The following is a 19,161-nucleotide window of genomic DNA, read 5'->3' as shown; positions in this document are numbered from 1 at the left end:
TTTAAGGAAATATTTTATAATTACTAATTCGCATAAACATGGCAAAAGAGAAATTTGACCGTAGTAAACCGCACTTAAACATTGGTACTATCGGTCACGTTGACCACGGTAAAACAACTACTACAGCTGCTATCACTAAAGTATTAGCTGATAAAGGTTTTTCAGAAGCTCGTTCATTTGATTCAATTGACTCTGCTCCTGAAGAAAAAGAGCGTGGTATCACAATTAATACTGCACACGTAGAATACCAAACAGCTAACCGTCACTATGCACACGTTGACTGTCCAGGTCACGCCGATTACGTGAAAAACATGGTAACAGGTGCTGCGCAAATGGATGGAGCTATCATCGTAGTTGCTGCTACAGATGGTCCTATGCCTCAAACTCGCGAGCACATCCTATTAGCTCGTCAGGTAGGTGTTCCTGCGTTAGTAGTATTCTTGAACAAAGTTGACTTAGTTGATGACTCTGAGTTATTAGACTTAGTTGAAATGGAAGTTCGTGAATTATTATCATTCTATGAATTCCCTGGTGATGACGTTCCAGTAATCAAAGGATCTGCATTAGGTGCTTTGAATGGAGAAGATCAATGGGTTGATTCAATCATGGAATTAATGGACGCAGTAGATAACTACATTCCAATTCCTCCACGTTTGACTGAACTTCCTTTCTTGATGCCAGTTGAGGACGTATTCTCGATCACAGGTCGTGGTACTGTTGCAACAGGTCGTATTGAAAGAGGTGTAATCAACTCTGGAGATCCAGTAGAGATCTTAGGTATGGGTGCTGAGAACTTAAAATCAACTGTTACAGGAGTTGAGATGTTCCGTAAAATCTTAGATTACGGTGAAGCAGGTGATAACGTAGGTTTATTGTTACGTGGTATTGAGAAAACTGATATCCGTCGTGGTATGGTTATCTGTAAACCAGGTTCAGTAACTCCTCACACAGACTTCAAAGCTGAGGTTTACGTATTATCAAAAGCAGAAGGTGGACGTCACACTCCATTCTTTAACAAATATCGTCCTCAATTCTATTTCCGTACAACAGACGTAACAGGAGAAATCTCGTTAGAAGAAGGTACTGAAATGGTTATGCCAGGTGATAACGTAACTATCACAGTAAAATTAATTGCTGCGATCGCTATGGAAAAAGGTCTACGTTTCGCTATCCGTGAGGGTGGTCGTACAGTAGGTGCTGGTCAGGTAACTGAAATCGTAAAATAATCTAAAAGATTATCTGTATAAAAAATAAGCTAATTGGCATTTTGCTAATTAGCTTATTTTTTCTGAATTTTTTTGTTCTCCGATTACCATATGCTCAGATTTACTTTAGTTAATCTAGGTATTTAGAAAGGAAGAACTGATGAGAAGTTTTTCATGAATTTATTTCGACATACTTCGCTTTGATCGAGAGGAATTTTCGAATGAATAGGAGCTGTGCGTTTTTTAATTTAACTTTTTCTAAGCTAAGTAGCTAGGAACATGAAGGTTAAAATTTGAAATAAAAATCAGAAAAAAACTAATCAATTTTCAGCAATAAAAATGAAATAATATTTGTTGTAATCGGGTTTAAACTCTATATTTGCAACATCAAATTTAAAAGCTACACGGGCATAGTTCAAAGGTAGAATAGAGGTCTCCAAAACCTTCGATCTGGGTTCGAATCCTAGTGCCCGTGCTAAATAACTTAGAAAACTTATTAAATGGCAAAAGTACTTAATTTTTTTAAAGACTCTTATACAGAGATCACTGAGAAAGTGACTTGGCCAACTTGGGCACAATTACAAAGTCATGCAATTATTGTTTTAATCGCATCATTGATAATCGCCCTACTGGTTTTTGTGATGGATAAAGCTTCTAGCAATATTATGGAGCTATTATACAATACAGCTTCTTAATTTTCTAATCCAATAGATAATTATGGCAGATCAAAGTTTAAAATGGTACGTAGTACGTGCAGTTAGTGGTAAAGAGAAGAAGGTAAAGCAATATCTAGAGGCAGAAATCAATCGTCTAGGTATTCAGCATTTGGTTACTCAAGTATTGATTCCTATGGAGAAATACTATCAAATGCGTGATGGTAAGAAAGTAGCTAAAGAGCGTAACTATTACCCAGGGTATGTCTTGATTGAAGCCGCATTGGATGGAGAGATCGAGCATGCAATAAAAAATGTGAACAGTGTAATTGGATTTTTAGGGGATAAAGCAGGTAATGCAATTCCTTTACGCCCAGCTGAAGTGAACCGTATTTTAGGTAAAGTGGATGAGATGGCTGAGCAAGGAGAATCTATTAACGTTCCATACTATGTAGGTGAAACAGTTAAAGTTAGTGATGGTCCATTTAATGGATTCACGGGTGAGATTGAAGAAGTTCATGAGGATAAGAAGAAATTGACTGTAATGGTTAAGGTATTCGGACGTAAAACACCGCTTGAATTGAACTACATGCAAGTTGAAAAAGAATAAGTTTAAGCTTATTAAGTAACACTATAAAATATTAGAAAGAACGAGCCTAAAGCTCGTTTTTTTTATGCCTATATTTTTTGTCAAATCAGGTTTATCGCTTTGATTATGTAATTGGAGAATAATTGCTATATTTAGCTAGATAATAACTGATTGTTAGACAGTGAAATAGCCTACTATGAAATCTTCTTATGTAATGAATAAGGTAATTTTTATTTTTTTATTTTTATCGGGGTTCATTTCGTTGAGTTTTGCTCAGCCGTCTAAAAAGGTCATTGTTTCTTATGTTACCTCGTGGACTAAACCAATTCCTGATCCTAAGCTTATAACGCACATTAATTACGCATTTGGGCATGTGAGTGACTCTTTTAATGCGGTAAGAATTGATAATCCTGAACGACTAAAAGAGATTGTGAAACTTAGGAATTCGTATAAAAAATTAAAAATATTACTATCTATAGGCGGTTGGGGTTCTGGGCGTTTTAGCGAGATGGCGGCAAATCCAGATTTTCGAAGGTCCTTTGCCAAGGATTGCCAGCGAGTTGTGAAGGAATTTAAATTAGACGGAATTGATATTGATTGGGAATATCCAACAAGTTCTGCTGCAGGCATTTCTTCCAATCCGGAAGACACCAAGAATTTTTCCTTACTTATAAAGGAAATCAGGCAGCATATTGGGAAAAATAAATTGCTCACATTAGCTTCGATAGCGGATGCGAAATACATGGATTTTAAAACAATAACTCCATTTTTGGATTTTGTGAATGTGATGATGTACGATGTAGCAAAACCGCCGAAACATCATGCTAGCTTGTATCGTTCTGCATTGTCAGGTCCTGTTACCCTAGTGGAGTCCATAGAAGCGCATATTTTAGCAGGTATACCTAAGGAGAAACTGGTCATGGGTATTCCCTTCTATGGGAGAGGCGATAAATCAAATGTTCCTGATTTTATTCTTTTTAAGGACTATGCTGGATTAAATAAATACACGTTGCTTTGGGATGATATTGCGCAAGTTCCATATGCTGTAAATGATGAAGGGATAATGTTATGTACGTTTGAGAATGAAAAATCCTTAAGGTTGAAGGCGGATTATATTCGTTCCAATAATTTACTAGGAGCGATGTATTGGGAGTTTGTGGCTGATGATGCCGATTTAACCTTGAGTAAAGCGTTGTTTGAAGAATTGAATAAGTAATTGTAAAATAATAGAAACATTTTATTGGTTTTTTGGGTTCTTGATAATGAGCCTATCACGATCTCCAGTCTCATAATTTATTTTAATCTTTTAATCATATCACTATGTCTATTCCTAATTATTCCTATTGCCTTATATTTCTTGTTTTGTTATTTTCTTCGGCGGCAAATTGCCAAAAGAAAGCCAATGAAACTTCTTATTTTATAGACGTTACGGAAACTCATATTCCCATAGATCCAAAAACACATGCTTTGGATGTTGTGGCTACGGATGTGAACGGAGATGGTTTGGTTGATTTAGTATTGGCATTGGAAAAAGAGCCCAATCGTTTGTATATAAATGTTGGTAATGGAAAATTTACTTGGAAAAAGGATGTTTTTGAAAATGCTAAGAACGATACAGAACATGTTCGTATTGCAGATTTTGATAACGATGGATTTGTAGATGTAATTTTCGTTTCAGAGGATGATCAAAATCATGAATATTATTTAGGTAATGGAGATGGTACATTTAAAAACGTTTCAGACAGATTGCCGAAAAAGAGTGAAGGAAATGGATTGGACGTAGCCGATGTTAATGGGGATGGATATATGGATGTGGTGGTCGGAAATACAGGAGTTGGAGCTAGAAATTTTGTGTGGTTGAATGACCCGAAGAAATTAGGTTATTTTATAGAATCAAATCAATCATTACCCATGAATAATGATTTGACGCAGTCGGTGAAATTGGCAGATTTAAATGGAGATGGTTTTGTCGATATGGCTTTAGGCAATGAAGGCCCTCCAGCACGATTATATTTTAATGATGGTAAAGGTAATTTTGGAGAAAAAGATGGAGCATTTAATTCTCTGGAACCCATGCATACTCGGGAAGTATTAGCTTTTGATGCGAATGAGGATGGTTTATTGGATCTATTTTTTGCTAATCTAACTAGTAATGGTGGAAAGGTAGACCGAAATCCTAAGGGACGCTTGTTTCTAAATCAAGGTTCGGGTGTATATAAAGATGTGACCGAAAGCCATATCCCAGATTATGAATTTTCTACTTATGCAGCGAATGTGATTGATTATGATCGCGATGGCGATTTGGACCTCATATTAAGTGCTTTGAAAATCCCACCATTTGAAGCCATGCAAGTACAAGCCTTAAAAAATGATGGTAAAGGTAAATTTGAGTTTTCTACAGCAGATGTAATTCCGGATATTACAAAAGATAGGAGTTGGGGGATTGCTGTAGCGGATGTAAATGCTGATGGAATAGCAGATTTAATCATCGGCGCTTGGGGAGGGCAGGTAAGATTGCTTTTAGGAAAATAATGGGATGATTATTTATGATCCTATTTTTGATGAATAATATTTGCTGAATTCCTGAAGAAAAAGAATAAAAACATTTCATTTATAACAAATTATATATATCTTTGCACCTCGTTTGTATGCAAAACTCTGTTAAGTATACATCGAGAGAGTAAATGTTACGTTATTGCTTCCAACTTACTAACAAACATTTAACAAATTAAATCACAAAAAAAATGGCAAAAGAAGTCAGTGCGTTAGTAAAATTACAAGTGAAGGGCGGAGCTGCGAATCCATCTCCACCGGTAGGGCCTGCGTTAGGTGCTAAAGGTGTGAACATTATGGATTTCTGTAAGCAATTTAACGCTCGTACGCAAGACAAACCAGGTCAGGTATTACCTGTTGTAATCACTGTTTATGCCGACAAATCTTTTGATTTTATCATCAAAACTCCTCCAGTAGCTGTTCAATTAAAAGATGCAGCAAAGCTGAAAAGCGGATCTGGAGAGCCTAACCGTAAGAAAGTAGCTTCCATTTCATGGGATCAAGTGAAAACTATTGCGGAAGATAAAATGCCAGATTTGAATGCATTTACTGTTGAAGCAGCTATGAAGATGGTTGCTGGAACAGCACGTAGTATGGGAATCACTGTATCTGGTGATGCTCCTTGGAAAAATTAATTAACGAAATCAGTTTAAGAAAGTGGCTAGATTAACAAAAAATCAAAAAGCGGCACTATCCAAAATTGAAGCTGGTAAAGCGTATACTTTAAAAGAAGCTGCGGCTTTAGTTAAAGAAATTACCAATACCAAATTTGATGCTTCAGTGGATATCGACGTCCGTTTGGGCGTAGATCCTCGAAAAGCAAATCAAATGGTTCGTGGTATCGCAACATTACCTCACGGAACTGGTAAAACAGTTCGCGTTTTAGTATTGTGTACTCCAGACAAGGAGGAAGAAGCTAAAGCGGCAGGTGCGGACTACGTAGGTCTTGACGACTACATCAGTAAAATCGAAGGTGGTTGGACTGACGTTGACATTATCATTACCATGCCTAGTGTTATGGCGAAAGTAGGTAAATTGGGTCGTATTTTAGGTCCAAGAAACTTAATGCCAAACCCTAAAACAGGTACAGTAACTACCGATGTAGGTAAAGCTGTTACCGAAGTTAAGGCAGGTAAGATAGATTTCAAAGTTGATAAGACTGGTATTATCCACACTTCAGTTGGTAAAGTGTCTTTCGAAGCAGATAAGATTTATGATAACGCGTTAGAAGTCTTACAGACTATATCACGTTTGAAACCATCTGCAGCTAAAGGAACGTACTTTAAGAGTATTCACATTTCATCAACCATGAGTCCTAGTATTCATGTAGAAACTAAATCAGTAGCGGGAATTTAATCATGAGAAAAGAACTAAAACAGGACATCGTTCAAGCTTTAGCCGAACAGATTAAATCTTATGGTAATTTTTATATTGCCGATACTGCTAATTTATCTGTTGAAAAAGTGAATGGCATTCGTCGCAAATGTTTCGAGCAAGGTATCGAGATCCAAGTGGTAAAAAACACTTTGATTAAGAAAGCATTGCAAGAAGCAGGAGTTGATTCTGAAGAGATCTTTGGCGTATTAAAAGGAGCATCTACAATGATGTTTGCTGAAACCGGCAACGCTCCTGCAAAATTGATCAAGCAATTACGTAGAGAAGGTGACAAACCATTATTAAAAGCAGCTTATATTCAAGAAACTGCTTTTGTAGGGGACAACCAACTTGATGCATTAGTTACCCTTAAATCTAAGGATGAACTTGTTGCAGACATTATTGCATTACTTGAATCACCAGCGAAAAATGTTATTTCTGCTCTACAATCCGGTGGAAATACAATTTCAGGCCTAGTAAAAGCTTTAGAAGAAAGAGGTTAACGAATCCTCTAGAAAAAGAACATTCGTTACAAATTAATTAACAATTATTTATTAAGTACATTCAAAAAATCAAAATAAAATGGCAGATTTAAAACAACTTGCTGAACAGTTAGTTAACTTAACAGTAAAAGAAGTTAAAGAATTAGCTGATATCTTAAAAGACGAATATGGTATCGAGCCTGCTGCTGCTGCTGTAGCTATTGCTGCTGCACCTGCTGCTGACGGTGCTGCTGCTGCTGAAGAGAAAACTTCATTTGACGTGATCTTGAAAGAAGCTGGTGGTCAAAAATTAGCAGTAGTTAAATTAGTTAAAGATTTAGCTGGTTTAGGCTTAAAAGAAGCGAAAGACTTAGTAGACGGAGCACCTAAAGAATTAAAATCAGGTGTTTCTAAAGACGAAGCTGAAGCTTTGAAAAAACAATTAGAAGAAGCTGGAGCTGTTGTTGAGATTAAGTAATCTCGCATAAAGCACCCAAAATTTAGACTCTGATAGTTTATATCTATCAGAGTCTATTCCTGTTTATAATAAATGACATGGGTCATGCAACTGCTGAAGCATGATCGGAAGAACAAATCAGCAAATGTTAGCTCAGTTTTTTTAAACTAAATTCTTATTCCCTTGGCAAACAATAATATTCAAAAAGAAAGAGTAAATTTTGCGACAAGTAAGAAGGTAATCGATTATCCGGATTTCTTGGATGTGCAACTAGAGTCTTTCAAGGAGTTTTTTCAATTAGAGACTACTTCTGACAACCGCCATCAGGAAGGGCTTTATAAGGTTTTCGCCGAAAACTTCCCTATTTCTGATTCAAGAAACATCTTTGTGCTAGAGTTTTTGGATTATTTCATTGATCCACCACGTTATGACATCCAAGAATGTATAGAGCGTGGATTAACCTATAGCGTACCTTTGAAGGCTAAATTGAAGTTGTCTTGTAATGATGAAGAACATGAAGATTTCGAAACCATTGTACAAGATGTTTATTTAGGAACAATACCATACATGACACCAAAAGGTACATTTGTTATCAATGGTGCAGAGCGTGTGATTGTATCCCAATTGCATCGTTCGCCTGGGGTATTCTTTGGACAAAGTAGACATACTAATGGTACTAAACTATATTCTGCTAGGGTAATTCCTTTTAAGGGATCTTGGATTGAATTTGCAACAGACGTAAACAACGTGATGTATGCATATATCGATCGTAAGAAAAAATTCCCAGTTACCACTTTATTACGTGCGATTGGATTTGATTCAGATAAGGATATCCTTGAATTATTTGATCTTGCAGACGAAATTAAAGTTAGTAAAACTGGATTAAAGAAATACGTTGGTCGTCGTTTAGCGGCTAGGGTATTGAATAAATGGACAGAAGATTTCGTTGATGAAGATACTGGAGAAGTAGTATCTATCGATCGGAATGAAATCATCCTTGAACGTGAAACTATTTTAGAAGAGGATCACATTGATTTAATCATCGATGCTGGAGTGAAATCTATCATTCTAACAAAAGAAGATGAAGCGAACAATGCGGACTATTCAATTATATATAATACTTTACAGAAGGATACTTCAAATTCAGAAAAAGAAGCGGTAGAGCATATCTATCGTCAATTGCGTAACGCTGAACCACCTGATGAGGAAACTGCTCGTGGTATCATTGACCGTTTATTCTTCTCAGATAAGCGTTATGATTTGGGTGATGTGGGTAGATACCGCATTAACCGTAAATTGAAATTGGGTACTGATTCTGAAATTAAAGTACTTACTCGTGAAGATATCATTGCTATCGTTAAATATTTGATCAATTTGATCAATTCTAAAGCGGAAGTGGATGATATTGACCACTTATCGAATCGTCGTGTACGTACGGTAGGTGAACAATTATATGCTCAATTTGGTGTTGGACTTGCTCGTATGGCTCGTACTATCCGTGAGCGTATGAATATTCGCGATAACGAGGTGTTTACACCAACCGATTTAATTAATGCTCGTACATTGTCGTCTGTGATTAATTCCTTCTTTGGAACTAACCAGTTATCTCAATTTATGGATCAAACAAATCCATTAGCGGAGATCACACACAAACGTCGTTTATCAGCATTAGGTCCTGGTGGTCTATCTCGTGAGCGTGCAGGTTTCGAGGTTCGTGACGTTCACTATACGCACTACGGTCGTTTGTGTACTATTGAAACTCCTGAGGGACCAAACATTGGTTTGATTTCTTCTTTATCAGTTCATGCGAAAATTAACAATTTAGGATTTATTGAAACTCCTTACCGTAAAGTTGAAAACGGTAAAGTTGTGGTTGATCAACCTGTTGTTTATTTATCTGCAGAAGATGAAGACGATAAAACTATTGCACAAGCGAATGCTCAATATGATGATAAAGGAAATTTCCTAGATCCAAAAGTTAAAGCAAGATACGAGGGTGACTTCCCGATTATTGAGCCAGAGAAATTGGATTATATGGACGTTGCTCCAAATCAGATTACATCAATTGCAGCATCTTTGATTCCTTTCTTGGAGCATGATGATGCTAACCGTGCATTGATGGGATCGAACATGCAGCGTCAAGCAGTACCTTTATTGCGTCCACAAGCTCCTGTTGTAGGAACTGGATTAGAAGCTGGTGTAGCTCGTGATTCACGTACCTTAATCAATGCAGAGGGTGATGGAACAGTAGAGTATGTAGATGCACAAGAAATTCATATCCGTTACATTAGAAATGAAAACGATCGTTTGATTTCTTTTGATGATGATGTGAAAGTGTATAAGTTAACTAAATTCAAGAAAACCAACCAAAACACTTGTATCAACTTGAAGCCTATCGTAAGAAAAGGACAAGCAGTTTATAAAGGACAAGTATTATGTGAAGGTTATGCGACTGAAAATGGTGAATTAGCATTAGGAAGAAACTTGAAAGTAGCATTCATGCCTTGGCAAGGATACAACTTTGAGGATGCGATTGTAATTTCTGAGCGTGTAGTATCTCAAGATTTATTTACTTCATTACACATTGAAGAATTTGAATTAGAGGTTCGTGATACTAAACGTGGTGAAGAGGAATTAACAGCAGATATTCCAAACGTTTCGGAAGAAGCTACGAAAGATTTAGATGAAAACGGTATTATCCGTATCGGTGCTGAAGTTGGAGAAGGTGATATTTTAATTGGTAAGATCACTCCTAAAGGAGAATCTGATCCTTCCCCAGAAGAAAAACTTTTACGTGCCATCTTTGGTGACAAAGCGGGTGATGTAAAAGATGCATCATTGAAAACTCCACCATCCATTAAAGGTGTGGTTATCGATACTAAATTATTCTCAAGAGCTAAGAAAATGTCTAAAGAGGTTGAACGTAAAGCCTTAGAGAAATTAGAAACAGCACATGAGAAGAATTTAAGAGCCTTAAAAGAGCGTTTAGTAGACAAGTTATTTACTATTGTGAATGGTAAAACTTCACAAGGTATTTATAGCGTTTACAAAGAATTGTTAGTAGCAAAAGGAGCTAAATTTACTCAAAAGATCTTAACGGATATCGACTATAACAATGTTAATCCTACAGGATGGACTACTGATGACGATAAGAACGATTCGATTAAAATTGCTTTGCACAACTACAGTATCAAAGTAAACGAAGAGTTAGGTGCATTTAAACGTGAGAAATTTGCTATTTCAGTAGGGGATGAACTTCCTTCAGGAATTGTACAAATGGCGAAAGTTTATGTAGCTAAAAAACGTAAGTTGAAAGTAGGGGATAAAATGGCTGGTCGTCACGGTAATAAGGGTATTGTTGCTCGTATCGTTCGTGATGAAGATATGCCATTCCTGGAAGACGGAACACCAGTTGATATCGTATTGAATCCATTAGGGGTACCATCTCGTATGAACTTAGGTCAGATTTATGAGACCGTTTTAGGATGGGCAGGACAGAAATTAGGTGTTAAATTTGCAACTCCAATCTTTGATGGTGCTGAAATGGGCCAAGTAGAAGAATGGGTAGAAAAAGCGGAATTACCAAAATCTGGTCGTACCTATTTATACAATGGTTTAACAGGTGAGCGTTTCGATCAACCAACTACTGTGGGTGTAATTTACATGTTGAAATTAGGTCACATGGTTGATGATAAAATGCACGCTCGTTCTATCGGACCGTACTCATTGATTACACAACAACCATTGGGTGGTAAAGCTCAATTCGGTGGTCAGCGTTTTGGTGAGATGGAGGTTTGGGCATTAGAGGCATTTGGTGCATCGAATATCCTTCAAGAGATCTTAACCGTTAAATCTGATGATGTGGTAGGTCGTGCGAAAACTTATGAAGCTATTGTTAAGGGTAATAATTTACCTACTCCTTCTGTTCCAGAATCATTTAATGTATTGGTACACGAATTACGTGGATTAGGTTTAGATATCACATTGGATTAATCAAGCAAAAAGAGCTTAAGAGGTGTATGCCTCTTAAGCTTTCATATACAGCTTTAACTTTTTACTAAGTATGTCTTACAAAAAAGATAATAAAATCAAAAGTAACTTTACATCGATTACGATCAGCTTAGCTTCTCCAGAAACTATTTTGGAGCGTTCAAGTGGTGAAGTTACTAAACCAGAGACTATCAACTACCGTACGTACAAACCAGAACGCGATGGATTATTCTGTGAGCGTATTTTTGGTCCTGTAAAAGATTACGAATGTCATTGTGGTAAATACAAACGTATCCGTTATAAAGGAATTGTTTGTGACCGCTGTGGAGTTGAAGTAACGGAGAAAAAAGTACGTCGTGAGCGTATGGGACACATCAGTTTGGTGGTTCCTGTAGCGCATATCTGGTACTTCCGTTCATTGCCAAATAAAATTGGATATTTATTAGGATTACCAACCAAGAAGTTGGATATGATCATCTACTATGAGCGTTACGTGGTTATTCAAGCCGGTATCAAAGAAGATGATGGTATTTCCTACATGGATTTCTTGACTGAAGAAGAGTACTTGGATATCTTAGATACCCTTCCTAAAGAAAACCAATATCTTGATGATACAGATCCACAGAAATTTGTGGCTAAAATGGGTGCTGAAGCTTTAGAAGATTTATTGAAGCGCTTAAATTTAGATCAACAATCTTATGATCTTCGTCATCAAGCGGCAAATGAAACTTCTCAACAACGTAAAAACGAAGCCTTAAAACGCTTACATGTTGTAGAAGCATTCCGTAGTGCAAACGATCATATTGAAAATCGTCCTGAATGGATGATTGTTAAAATTGTTCCTATTATACCACCGGAATTACGCCCATTAGTACCTTTAGATGGTGGTCGTTTTGCGACATCCGATTTAAATGACCTTTACCGTCGTGTGATTATCCGTAACAATCGTTTAAAACGTTTGATCGAGATCAAAGCTCCAGAAGTAATTTTGCGTAATGAAAAACGTATGCTTCAAGAAGCGGTAGACTCTTTATTTGATAACTCACGTAAAGTAAACGCTGTTAAGACTGAAGGTAATCGTGCTTTGAAATCTCTTTCAGATATTTTGAAAGGTAAGCAAGGACGTTTCCGTCAAAACTTATTAGGTAAGCGTGTGGATTATTCGGCTCGTTCGGTAATCGTCGTAGGACCTCACTTAAAATTACACGAGTGTGGTTTACCTAAAGACATGGCTGCAGAACTTTATAAACCATTCATCATTCGTAAGATGATTGAAAGAGGTATTGTAAAAACTGTAAAGTCTGCGAAGAAAATCGTTGATCGCAAGGATCCAGTAGTTTGGGATATTTTAGAAAATGTTTTAAAAGGTCACCCTGTTCTATTAAACCGTGCGCCTACGCTTCACCGTTTAGGTATTCAAGCTTTCCAACCTACTTTGGTGGAAGGTAAAGCGATTCAATTACACCCATTAGTGTGTACTGCATTCAACGCCGATTTTGACGGTGACCAGATGGCTGTTCACTTACCATTAGGTAATGCAGCAATTTTGGAAGCCCAAATCTTGATGTTGGCTGCACACAACATTCTTAACCCAGCAAATGGTTCACCGGTTACTGTACCTTCACAGGATATGGTATTGGGTCTTTATTATATTACTAAAGGCCGTAAAACCGATGCTACCTTGGTGATGAAAGGTGAAGGAAGTACATTTTATTCTCCAGAAGAAGTAATCATTGCTTTAAATGAGAATAAAGTAGATCTTCACGCTTTTATCAAAGTTAAGACTCAAATAAAAACTAAAGAAGGTGAATTTAAACAACAAATTATTGACACTACTGTTGGACGTGTAATCTTTAATCAGATTGTTCCAGAAGAAGTAGGTTACATCAATGAATTGTTGACTAAAAAATCTTTAAGAAATGTCATCGGAGAAATTGTGAAGAATACGGGTATGGCTCGTGCTGCTAAATTCTTAGATGATATGAAAGAGTTAGGATTCCAAACTGCATTTAAAGGTGGTTTGTCGTTCAACTTACAAGATTTAAATATTCCTGCGGCTAAAGCAGATCTGATTGGTCAAGCGACCAATGAAGTTGAGGAAGTAATGAGTAACTATAACATGGGTTTCATTACGAACAACGAGCGTTACAACCAAATCATCGATATTTGGACACGTATCAACAACAGATTAACTGCACACGTAATGGATATCCTTTCCAACGATAACCAAGGATTCAACTCTGTATATATGATGTTGGATTCAGGAGCTCGTGGTTCTAAGGAGCAGATTCGTCAGTTATGTGGTATGCGTGGTTTGATGGCGAAACCTCAAAAATCTGGTACTTCTGGTGGTGAGATTATTGAAAACCCGATTCTTTCAAACTTTAAAGAAGGTTTGTCAGTCTTGGAATACTTTATCTCTACCCACGGTGCTCGTAAAGGTCTTGCGGATACGGCGTTAAAAACTGCGGATGCGGGTTATTTGACTCGTCGTTTGCATGATGTTGCTCAGGACATGATTGTTGTTGAACAAGATTGTGCTGGTCTACGTGGTATTTATACAACTGCATTAAAAGATAATGATGATGTTGTTGAACCATTATACGATCGTATCTTAGGACGTACCCCATTAAATGATGTATACAATCCAGAAACGAATGAGTTAATCGTTGCTGCGAATGAGGATATTACAGAAGAGGTTGCCGAAGCTATTGATGAAGCAGGTATTGAAGGATTAGAAATCCGTTCGGTATTAACTTGTGAATCGAAACGCGGAGTATGTGCATGTTGTTATGGACGTAACTTAGCATCAGGTAAACGTGTTCAATTGGGTGAGGCAGTTGGAGTAATTGCTGCTCAATCCATTGGAGAGCCTGGTACACAGTTAACACTTCGTACATTCCACGTGGGTGGTACGGCGTCCAACATTGCGGCAGAATCAGCTATTATTGCTAAATACGAAGGTCGTATCGAATTTGAAAACGTTCGTACGGTTGAAAAAGCAGGTGAAGATGGTCCATTCCAAGTAGTACTTGGTCGTTCAGGAGAAATTAAAGTGGTAAATGCTGATAACAAGGTACTTTATCAACAAATTATTCCTTACGGATCTAATTTGTTCGTGAAAGAAGGAGAGCAAGTAGAAAAAGGTCAAAAATTAGTTGACTGGGATCCATATAATGCGGTGATTATCTCTGAATTTGCGGGTAAAGTAGAATTCGATGCTATTATCGAAGGTGTTACATTCCGTGAAGAATCTGATGAGCAAACTGGTCACAAAGAAAAAGTAATTATTGAGACTCGTGATAAAACGAAAAACCCGATGATTAAGGTGTTGGATAATAAGGGTGAAATTATTCGTTCTTACAACATTCCAGTGGGGGCTCACGTTTCGGTATCCGATGGACAGAAATTGAAAGAAGGTGCAATCCTTGTTAAGATTCCTCGTTCTACAGGTAAAACCCGAGATATTACAGGGGGTCTTCCTCGTGTAACGGAGTTATTTGAAGCACGTAATCCATCCAATCCAGCTGTTGTTACAGAAATTGATGGTGTTGTATCATTAGGAGGTGTTAAACGTGGTAATCGTGAGATTTCAATCGAATCTCGTGATGGTCAAGTGAAAAAATATTTGGTACCACTTTCTAAGCACATCTTAGTTCAAGATAATGACTTTATCAAAGCGGGTATGCCATTATCTGATGGTCAAATTTCCCCATCTGATATTCTATCTATTAAAGGTCCTGCGGCTGTACAAGAATATATTGTAAATGGAATTCAAGAGGTTTACCGTCTTCAAGGGGTAAAAATCAATGATAAGCATTTCGAAACCATTGTACACCAAATGATGCAAAAGGTGAATATCGAAGATCCAGGAGATACTCGTTTCTTAGAGAAAGAAGCCGTTAACAAGTGGGATTTCATGCTTGAAAACGATTCATTATACGACAAGAAAGTAATTGTAGAAGCCGGAGATTCTAAAACGCTTCGTCCAGGTCAAATCGTTACTATGCGTAAATTACGTGAGGAAAACTCTGTTTTAAGACGTCAAGATTTGAAATTGGTAGAAGTACGTGATGCAATTCCAGCGACTTCAAGTCCTTTATTACAAGGGATCACTAGAGCATCTTTAGGTACTAAATCATTTATCTCTGCAGCATCTTTCCAAGAGACTACTAAGGTATTGAACGAAGCTGCAATTGCAGGTAAACGTGATAACCTATTAGGATTGAAAGAAAATGTAATTGTTGGTCACTTAATTCCTTCAGGAACTGGTTTACGTAAATACAGCAATATTATTGTTGGTTCACGTGAAGAGTACGATCAATTGTTAGCTTCTAAAGAAGAAGATTAGTATTTGAAACGCTAAAAAGTAATTATAAGGTTCTTAACAGCATATTGCTGCTGGAACAAGACAAATGCTAACTTAGCGTAACCATATTAAGAAAGTCTGACTATTTATCTAGTCAGACTTTCTTTTTTAATCATAGTTTTTAGGTTATTTTAATACGTTCAGGACTTAATATTTTAATATTAAATTTGTTAATTCGTAATACTAACTAAATCATAAAAATGGATATAGAAGTTTTTAATCAATTTGTGTGGGATTGGAATGATTTATTGAAAGCTTGTCTTTCTTTATTTGCAGGATTTGTTTTGGGCTTTGAGCGAGAATGGAAGGATAAATCTGCCGGATTTAAAACTATTTCTATTATTTGTCTTGGAAGTACCTTGTTTTCTTTGTTATCCTATAAATTGGGTGCAGGAGAATCCGAAGATGCTACGCGGATAGCTTCTTATGTTGTTTCCGGGATTGGCTTTTTAGGCGCAGGAGTTATTTTTAAGGACGGTGTAAATGTCAATGGATTAACAACCGCCAGTATTATTTGGATGTCAGCTGCTGTGGGTATGGCTATCGGATTTGGGGTATTCCTTACTGCGGCTATATTTTTATTTGCATGCTTTATCATTATTATCTCAGGGAAACTGATTAATAAATACATCATTAGAAATGTCGGTAAACAAGCCAAAATAACTTTTAAAAGATCAGATAGTCAGCATAAGGATGATATAATTGAAGAACTTAGACCGATCGTTAGACAACTTAAAATAAAGCGGATGTTGTTAAACGAAGAAGATCTTACCTTGGAATTAGAAGTATTGATTAACAAAAGTGCCATTCGCAAATTTGACAATATCCTCCTACAAAACCCATACATCAAAGAGGTCGAATTGTAATAGCTGAATTGTTAGCTGTTTTTAGCCCATTTTAGTAGCTTGGAGCAGTTTTCTCGAATAGCAGCATAGTTGTATTCATCGTTAGACTTTACGAATAATTTAGAGCCTAAACCGACAGAGGATACTCCAGCATTAAACCATTCTTTAATATTGCTTTCACTCACTTCGACACCACCTGTAGGCATAAATTTGAGATTAGGAAAAACAGTCTTGATACTCTTTAGAAAATTTGGACCCAAACTGTCTCCTGGGAATAATTTGATGAAAGCACATTGCGCATGTTGAGCTTGCGCAATTTCAGAAGGGGTCATGCAACCCGGGATCCAAAGGATGTTATTTTTATTTGCTATTTCGGCAATAGGTTCTGAAAATATGGGACTCACTAAAAATTCAGCCCCTAAATTTATATAGGTATTTGCTAAGTCCGCGTTCATTATCGTTCCGATACCTAATTTCATATCGGGAAACCTAGTTGCTTTGAAGGCCAAAAGCTCCTTAAAGTTTTTTTCAGCTGCAGACCCGCGGTGCACAAATTCAAAAACTTGAATCCCACCCTCATACACCGTTTTTAGAATCTGTTTACAGACTTCTACATCATCATGATAAAAAACCGGAATTACTGGATATTGTTCGATATGTTGAATTAGTTGATCGTTCATGGTATTAATATTTGCCATTTCCAAAGTCTCCTTCTATAAAAAGTTTCTGATAACCTGCTCCTGTTGCAATTTCAATAATTTCTTTCGCGTTATGCTGTTGTCGAATAGCATAAATCAATCCGGCCATAAAAGCATCACCACTACCGATACGGTCAACCACTTCATTCGTTTCATAGGTTTGAGCGTAGGTGTTTTCTAGTCGATTATGGTAAGTACCATAAAACAAATTATGGGTTGGTTCGTTGATGAATCGAAAAGTTTGAGCAATATGTTTTGCTTGAGGATACTTTTCAAAAACTTCCAAGGCCACTTGATTTGCAAAAGCGATATAGACTTCCTTTGAAGTTTCCTTGTTTAAATTTTCGTCTATTTGAGTCCCTAGCATTTGATGGCTTGCCCAAATGTTACCCATTATTACATCGCAGTAAGCCACGAGGGTGGGCATGACATCCAAAGGCTTTTTACCATATTGCCATAACCTACTTCTGTAATTTAAATCCACAGAAATGGTAATACCTTTATTTTTCGCTTTTTCTAATAAAACCAAAAGCAAATCAGCCATCTGTTGATTCAATGCAGGCGTTAGGGCTGACCAATGAAACCAATCTATACCATCCAATAAATGATCGACAGGGATATCCTTTAGTTCGAGTTGGCTGAAGGCAGAATATTTACGATCATAGATTACCTCACCACTACTCAATCCATTAGAAGATAGCAGGATGTAGCTTCCAACTCGGTCTCCAATACGAATTACTTTCTCGAGACCAACCCCGTAGGTATCCAGTTTAGACAATAAAGCTTCACTTAACGGATTATTAGGAAATGCACTCACATATGCTACCTGATCACCCATTAAAGCTAGACCTACAGCCACATTAGCTTCAGATCCACCAGGATAAATCTTTAAAAGATTGGTTGGGAATTCAAAAAATGAATTGGAAACACTTTGTTGACGAATGAGAATCTCTCCGAATGTTAGGACTTTTTTCATTTGCTTATTGGTGCTACAAGATAGATTATTTTATCCTCAGAGGCAATATATTTTATGTTTTTTGTTACTAAAGCTTCCTAAAAGGCCAAAAAGTCTTTAAAAATGACTATTATTGAAAATATTAACTAACCACATCTTATGAGCATTTTAGATAAATTCTCTCTTCGCAATCAAGTTATTGTCATTACTGGAGGTACAGGTATTCTGGGAAAATCTTTTGTTGCTGCCTTAGCAGAGGCACAAGCCAAAGTTTGTATTATCGGTCGTAATCAAGATAAAATAGATGAACGCATCGCATTAGTCAAATCCCTAGGTGCAGAAGCCATGGGTGTAGTGGCGGATGTTATGAACGAGGAATCTATGCAACAAGCAAAAGAAACTATTTTAAATACTTGGGGAACGATAGACGGCTTAGTTAATGCAGCAGGCGGAAACATCCCGGGAGCTACCATAGCCGACGAGCAATCCATTTTTGATAATAAAATTCAAGATACCATCCGTGCGATAGAATTGAATCTTTATGGGTCCATCATTCCAACCATGGTGTTAGGAGAGGTTATCGCAAAAAAAGGAAAAGGATCCATCATAAATATTTCCTCTTTAGCAGCAAGTAGACCTTTAACCCGCGTGTTGGGTTATACGGTTGCAAAACATGCGATTGATGGATTTACCAAATGGATGTCTACCGAATTAGCATTACGTTATGGCGATCAATTGCGTGTCAATGCAATCGCTCCGGGCGTATTCTTAACGGACCAAAACAGAACCCTACTTACTCAGCCAGATGGAAGTTATTCCGATCGTGCCCAAAAGTTTATCAATGGAACACCCTTCCGTCGATTGGGAGATCCTTCAGAATTGTCAGGAACCTTAGTGTATTTATTAAGTGATGCCTCCGCGTTTGTAACAGGCGAAACCATTTTCGTAGATGGTGGTTTCAATTCTTGGTGTGGGGTTTAATTTATTCTAT

Annotated in this window: 15 protein-coding genes and 1 tRNA gene; 14 read left to right on the top strand and 2 right to left on the bottom strand. The window is 37.1% G+C overall.

The window, feature by feature from the left end; genetic code table 11:
• Positions 1 to 38: 38 nt before the first annotated feature.
• The 13 genes from tuf (at position 39) to ACFRAE_RS11055 (ending at position 16,538) form a co-directional block, all read left to right on the top strand.
• On the top strand, positions 39 to 1,226 hold the full coding sequence (gene tuf, locus ACFRAE_RS11115; RefSeq protein ID WP_422797231.1) for an elongation factor Tu: 1,188 nt from the start codon (positions 39 to 41) through the stop codon (positions 1,224 to 1,226).
• 383 nt (positions 1,227 to 1,609) lie between these two features.
• A tRNA-Trp gene (locus tag ACFRAE_RS11110) sits at positions 1,610 to 1,680 on the top strand.
• 25 nt (positions 1,681 to 1,705) lie between these two features.
• Entirely contained in the window at positions 1,706 to 1,900 is a 195-nt protein-coding gene (gene secE / locus ACFRAE_RS11105; RefSeq protein WP_422797230.1) for a preprotein translocase subunit SecE, read from the top strand.
• A 22-nt stretch (positions 1,901 to 1,922) separates the two neighbouring features.
• Positions 1,923 to 2,468, top strand: coding sequence for a transcription termination/antitermination protein NusG (gene nusG, locus ACFRAE_RS11100; protein WP_099365880.1), 546 nt, complete (start codon positions 1,923 to 1,925; stop codon positions 2,466 to 2,468).
• A gap of 175 nt (positions 2,469 to 2,643) precedes the next feature.
• Positions 2,644 to 3,663, top strand: a complete 1,020-nt coding sequence (locus ACFRAE_RS11095) for a glycoside hydrolase family 18 protein (protein WP_422797229.1) — start codon at positions 2,644 to 2,646, stop codon at positions 3,661 to 3,663.
• Between the two features lie 104 nt (positions 3,664 to 3,767).
• Positions 3,768 to 4,979 carry an FG-GAP repeat domain-containing protein gene (locus ACFRAE_RS11090; RefSeq protein WP_422797228.1) on the top strand — a complete coding sequence of 404 codons (1,212 nt, stop codon included), beginning with the start codon at positions 3,768 to 3,770 and terminating at the stop codon, positions 4,977 to 4,979.
• A gap of 212 nt (positions 4,980 to 5,191) precedes the next feature.
• Positions 5,192 to 5,635 (top strand): 50S ribosomal protein L11, encoded by a 444-nt coding sequence (gene rplK / locus ACFRAE_RS11085; RefSeq protein ID WP_422797227.1) that lies wholly within the window; start codon positions 5,192 to 5,194, stop codon positions 5,633 to 5,635.
• 22 nt (positions 5,636 to 5,657) lie between these two features.
• Positions 5,658 to 6,356, top strand: coding sequence for a 50S ribosomal protein L1 (gene rplA / locus ACFRAE_RS11080; protein WP_422797226.1), 699 nt, complete (start codon positions 5,658 to 5,660; stop codon positions 6,354 to 6,356).
• A gap of 2 nt (positions 6,357 to 6,358) precedes the next feature.
• The gene (gene rplJ / locus ACFRAE_RS11075) at positions 6,359 to 6,877 is read left to right on the top strand and encodes a 50S ribosomal protein L10 (RefSeq protein WP_422797225.1); all 519 of its coding nucleotides are present in this window, start codon (positions 6,359 to 6,361) and stop codon (positions 6,875 to 6,877) included.
• Between the two features lie 79 nt (positions 6,878 to 6,956).
• Positions 6,957 to 7,334 carry a 50S ribosomal protein L7/L12 gene (gene rplL / locus ACFRAE_RS11070; RefSeq protein WP_422797224.1) on the top strand — a complete coding sequence of 126 codons (378 nt, stop codon included), beginning with the start codon at positions 6,957 to 6,959 and terminating at the stop codon, positions 7,332 to 7,334.
• Between the two features lie 162 nt (positions 7,335 to 7,496).
• On the top strand, positions 7,497 to 11,306 hold the full coding sequence (gene rpoB / locus ACFRAE_RS11065; RefSeq protein WP_422797223.1) for a DNA-directed RNA polymerase subunit beta: 3,810 nt from the start codon (positions 7,497 to 7,499) through the stop codon (positions 11,304 to 11,306).
• A 70-nt stretch (positions 11,307 to 11,376) separates the two neighbouring features.
• Complete coding sequence (gene rpoC, locus ACFRAE_RS11060) at positions 11,377 to 15,654, top strand: DNA-directed RNA polymerase subunit beta' (RefSeq protein WP_422797222.1); 4,278 nt, start codon at positions 11,377 to 11,379, stop codon at positions 15,652 to 15,654.
• Positions 15,655 to 15,872: 218 nt separating this feature from the next.
• Positions 15,873 to 16,538 (top strand): MgtC/SapB family protein, encoded by a 666-nt coding sequence (locus tag ACFRAE_RS11055; RefSeq protein WP_422797221.1) that lies wholly within the window; start codon positions 15,873 to 15,875, stop codon positions 16,536 to 16,538.
• An 11-nt stretch (positions 16,539 to 16,549) separates the two neighbouring features.
• Here ACFRAE_RS11055 and ACFRAE_RS11050 read toward each other — a convergent pair whose 3' ends face one another.
• Both ACFRAE_RS11050 and ACFRAE_RS11045 read right to left on the bottom strand, forming a co-directional pair.
• Positions 16,550 to 17,197, bottom strand: a complete 648-nt coding sequence (locus tag ACFRAE_RS11050) for a bifunctional 4-hydroxy-2-oxoglutarate aldolase/2-dehydro-3-deoxy-phosphogluconate aldolase (protein WP_422797220.1) — start codon at positions 17,195 to 17,197, stop codon at positions 16,550 to 16,552.
• A gap of 4 nt (positions 17,198 to 17,201) precedes the next feature.
• Entirely contained in the window at positions 17,202 to 18,191 is a 990-nt protein-coding gene (locus ACFRAE_RS11045) for a PfkB family carbohydrate kinase (protein ID WP_422797219.1), read from the bottom strand.
• Between the two features lie 138 nt (positions 18,192 to 18,329).
• Here ACFRAE_RS11045 and ACFRAE_RS11040 point away from each other — a divergent pair, with 138 nt between their 5' ends.
• Positions 18,330 to 19,151, top strand: a complete 822-nt coding sequence (locus ACFRAE_RS11040) for an SDR family oxidoreductase (RefSeq protein ID WP_422797218.1) — start codon at positions 18,330 to 18,332, stop codon at positions 19,149 to 19,151.
• Positions 19,152 to 19,161: the final 10 nt, after the last annotated feature.

It is taken from the genome of Sphingobacterium sp. HJSM2_6 (assembly GCF_049316305.1).
GTDB lineage: Bacteria > Bacteroidota > Bacteroidia > Sphingobacteriales > Sphingobacteriaceae > Sphingobacterium.
The sequence above is the reverse complement of the archived record's forward strand: the minus strand, read 5'-3'. Positions and strand labels throughout refer to the sequence as shown.